The organism is Brucella tritici, assembly GCF_902825325.1.
Classification (GTDB): Bacteria; Pseudomonadota; Alphaproteobacteria; order Rhizobiales; family Rhizobiaceae; genus Brucella.
In genome coordinates, this window is sequence record NZ_CADEAR010000057.1 from 1 (window position 1) to 2,568 (window position 2,568).

A 2,568-nucleotide genomic window follows, 5' to 3' on the forward strand; every position below is an offset into this window, starting at 1 on the left:
GCGATGAGCGGGCGGCGTGGTTGAAGACACTAACCACGTTCAAAAAGTTCGGTAAGGGCTGGTTATCTCGTGTATCATGGGTTCGGTCGCGTGCGCTGGCGTTCTCGCGTGACGGTGCGCCCGTGCCGTCTCCGGTTCCGCAGGTTCCGACAGGCAAGGCCGTGCAATCGGATACTTCCCTGAAAGAAGTATTGAAGAAGCCTGAAGCCTGGGGACCGCTTGGCGGACTGATTACAGGAGTTGGCGCAATGGCTGACGGTTCGGGCCCGATGCAGTGGGCGCTTGCTGTGGCAATGGTCACACTCGTCGGCGTCGGTCTCTACTTTTTCATCCAGCGGGTGAGGAACGAAGCATGATCTTGGCGCTCATCCCAAACTGGCTGAAATACTCGCTCGCTGCCCTCGTGGCGGCGTTTCTGCTTCTGGCGGGCGGATACGCAGCCGGAACCATTAAAGAGCGCCAGCGGGCCGCATTGGTGGCGGCAGAAGCTACGGCCAAAGCAATCCAGAAAAGGGCGAACATCGATGAAAAGATTATCGGTATGGATGCTGTTGCTCTCTGCCTTGAGCTTGGCGGGGTGCCAGAGCAATGCAACGAACTGCGCGGGATGGAAGCCGATAAGCCTTAAACCGGCTACGGCTGTCTATCTCGCAGGGAACGATACACCGGCGGGTCAGGGTATCGCTTCTCACAATGCTTTTGGGAAATCGCGGGGCTGCTGGTAATGTCTGAAGACTTGAAATGGCTCATGGGCACAGCCGTCACGCTGATTGTCTTCTTCAGCGGCGCGCTGATCGCAGCCTTTCGCTCTCTATCAAAGTCACAGAAAGACGGTGACGACCAACTTCATGATCGTGTGAACCGGGTCCGAGATGAATATGTGCGCCGCGTTGACCTTGACGACCACGTGAAGCAATTGCGCGAGGGGATGAAGGAAATGCGAGATGAAACCCGCGAGGGCCTGAAAGAAACGAACAAGAGGCTCGATCAAGTGCTTGCGGTGTTGGCTCAGGATAAAAAGGTCTAACCTCGTTTGTCACATTACTCGAAATAGAACCGAACTTCGCTGAGCGCGTCATATTTGTCTGGATGTTCTTTCACGGTCCGATATGGTGCGCAGTCAACCACTGCTTTCAGGGCAATTTGAGATATTTCCTGATATTTCTTTGTGGCTTTGGGCTTAATCAATGCTGGCTTGCCAATCAGATTACCATTTCTATCGAGAGAAATAGCAACTTGAACGGTTACGCCAGTTGAAAATAGCGGCACAGTCCAGCAACGTTTTACCTCACCAATTAGTTTTCTCATAATTGGCTCATTGGCGTTTTCATTTGTGGCGGCCGCCGCCTGCCCGCAAATCATCAATGTGCAGGTCGATAATGCTAGGCATATTCGATGGATGTGTGCTTGAATCATGCCGTTCATTCCTCCGGGTCTGTACCCATCTCACCCATTTGGACGCCTTTTGCCATGCTGGCGATAGCTCTCGCAACTTCGATGCGATCCCATCCAGCCTCTTGTGCGTCGTCAATCAGGCTGAACAGGCCATCAGCCAGTGCTTCCTGACAGTCCATAAACCTTTCCGGGTCGTCTCGCTCGTGCCGTGGTCCTTTCATTCCACCCTCCTCAGAACAAACTTGCCTGCGCTTCCTTATTGTCATTGCTTGGTGTGAGGTCAATTAGATCGGCATCGGGCAGGGGCTTTTGCATATCCTTGGCTTCGTCCCATGGGGCGCGAAGCCAAGTGTCGATCTCTTCCGTGGTGCGGAGAATGACCGGCATTGCCTTTGGATGGATCGGCTTCACCACGGCATTTGGCTCGGTCGTGAGAAATCCGAAGATATCGACCTCAACCGGCCCTTCCTTTTTCTTCCGTACACCCTTCCAGCTTGTCCAGATGCCAGCAAATGCGAAAAGCGGCTTTTCCTCGTTCATCGCGAACCAGTGAAGCGGCTTTCGCTTTGTCTTCGGGTCCGGTTCCTGCCCATATTCGGAGAACGATGTGGCTGGAACGACGCAGCGGCTTTCAACGCCCTGCCAGCGTCTCCAGTGAGGCGAGGTTAGATTGCGGATATTTGTTACCCCGCTATCCGCTTCGCCCTTTACGTATATCGGAGGCGTAGGCATACCCCAGCGGAGCAACGCCAATTCCGGCTCATCACCTTTGATATTTCGTAAGACCGGGGCAGGATAGTCTGGATACACGTCTAACTGTGGATCGACACGGTTTGTCACGTCAGCGAACTTCGGGAACAGGCGGCGCATGGCCTCATGGTTTGTCGTGATGTTGTATAGATTGCACATACTCGCCTCCTCGTTGCGAAGAGAATAGCGCGCTTATTTCCGCCGTCCAGCCAGCGCATCCTCGCCGTCCTGTTTATGAGCGCGACAAAGCCAAAGCTGGCCGTTCGACAATTTATAGCCAAAGGTTCCCCATTCCTTGCAGCCTTTGGCATCGCACCAGTGTTCGAACAGGCTTCCAGCCTTCGCCACGTGTGCGTTGTCGTTCTTGTATCCCGCCATTTATCACCTCGGCATTTTCGTAATTCCAAATTGCGCATAGCCTTT

Annotated in this window: 6 protein-coding genes and 1 pseudogene; 3 read left to right on the forward strand and 4 right to left on the reverse strand. The window is 53.9% G+C overall.

Going from position 1 to position 2,568, the window contains the following annotated elements; all coding sequences use genetic code 11:
• The 3 genes and pseudogenes from HWX93_RS22555 to HWX93_RS22565 form a co-directional block, all read left to right on the forward strand.
• Positions 1 to 356 (forward strand): annotated as a pseudogene (locus HWX93_RS22555) (acetylmuramidase); the annotation flags it as partial.
• The gene (locus HWX93_RS22560; RefSeq protein WP_176038796.1) at positions 353 to 628 is read left to right on the forward strand and encodes a hypothetical protein; all 276 of its coding nucleotides are present in this window, start codon (positions 353 to 355) and stop codon (positions 626 to 628) included. The pseudogene HWX93_RS22555 and the gene HWX93_RS22560, both read left to right, overlap by 4 nt.
• Before the next feature lie 120 nt (positions 629 to 748).
• A complete protein-coding gene (locus tag HWX93_RS22565; RefSeq protein ID WP_176038797.1) occupies positions 749 to 1,027 on the forward strand; it encodes a hypothetical protein in 279 nt (92 codons plus the stop codon).
• A gap of 14 nt (positions 1,028 to 1,041) precedes the next feature.
• Here the strand turns inward: HWX93_RS22565 and HWX93_RS22570 are convergent, their stop codons facing one another.
• From HWX93_RS22570 to HWX93_RS22585, 4 genes are read right to left on the reverse strand one after another with little or no spacing between them, the layout of a single operon-like run.
• A complete protein-coding gene (locus HWX93_RS22570; RefSeq protein ID WP_176038798.1) occupies positions 1,042 to 1,416 on the reverse strand; it encodes a hypothetical protein in 375 nt (124 codons plus the stop codon).
• Positions 1,417 to 1,421: 5 nt separating this feature from the next.
• Positions 1,422 to 1,616, reverse strand: a complete 195-nt coding sequence (locus HWX93_RS22575) for a hypothetical protein (RefSeq protein ID WP_176038799.1) — start codon at positions 1,614 to 1,616, stop codon at positions 1,422 to 1,424.
• Between the two features lie 10 nt (positions 1,617 to 1,626).
• Positions 1,627 to 2,304, reverse strand: coding sequence for an SOS response-associated peptidase (locus HWX93_RS22580; RefSeq protein ID WP_176038800.1), 678 nt, complete (start codon positions 2,302 to 2,304; stop codon positions 1,627 to 1,629).
• A gap of 33 nt (positions 2,305 to 2,337) precedes the next feature.
• Positions 2,338 to 2,523: a hypothetical protein gene (locus HWX93_RS22585; RefSeq protein WP_176038801.1), complete on the reverse strand. Its 186-nt coding sequence runs from the start codon at positions 2,521 to 2,523 to the stop codon at positions 2,338 to 2,340.
• Positions 2,524 to 2,568 lie beyond the last annotated feature (45 nt).